The 655-nt window shown below is 80.2% G+C and carries 1 protein-coding gene; it reads right to left on the bottom strand.

Annotated elements, in window-relative coordinates:
• On the bottom strand, positions 1-655 hold a 655-nt coding region (locus tag EEJ42_RS31045; RefSeq protein WP_123105191.1), incomplete at both ends, for a CHAD domain-containing protein.

The raw sequence follows: 655 nt of genomic DNA on the forward strand, positions 1-655 counted from the left end.
GCCTCGGCCGCGTCGCGGTGCCGCTCCAGCGCCTGCCCGGCGGCCTCCAGCCGCGTGGCCTGGGACGGCTCCGCGTCCGTCGCCGCGGGCCTCGCCGCCATCAGGTCCAGCACCTCCAGTGCGTAACGCCGCATCCGCACCAGCCGCCGCACCTGGTGCCAGGGTGCGTCCTGCCGGTCGCTGGCGGGCGGCGAGTCGGCGGCGGGCGTCGCGGCGAGCCCGTGGACCAGCGCCTCCGCGTTGTACGGATGCCCCGCACGGCCCAGCGGAAGCGCCTCCACCGCCTCGATCAGCCGCCGGTTCGCCAGCTCGGCCAGCGGCGGCAGCACCTGCTCGGCGGGCCGCCCGGCCGTCGCCTCGTCGAGCGGCACCTCGGAGGCGAGGAGCGCGACGGTGTCGGCGACCGCGTGGAAGCGGGACGAGCCGAGCGCCTGGAGCGCGGCGGTGTGCGCACGGGTCCGGGCCAGGGTGAGCTGACGCTCCAGCAACGCCCCGGCGCGGGCGGCCCCCACGGTCAGCGCCCCGCCCCGGACCTCCTCCGGATCCCCGGCCCGCTGGTGCGCCGCCGTACGCCGCTCCTCCGCACCGGCGCCGCCCCGAGCCCGGGCCCGGGCCGGTTCCGCGCCCCGCGTCCGACTCCCCTCGGCCCCGGCAC

Source organism: Streptomyces botrytidirepellens (assembly GCF_003721215.1).
GTDB classification, from domain to species: Bacteria; Actinomycetota; Actinomycetes; order Streptomycetales; family Streptomycetaceae; genus Streptomyces; species Streptomyces himastatinicus.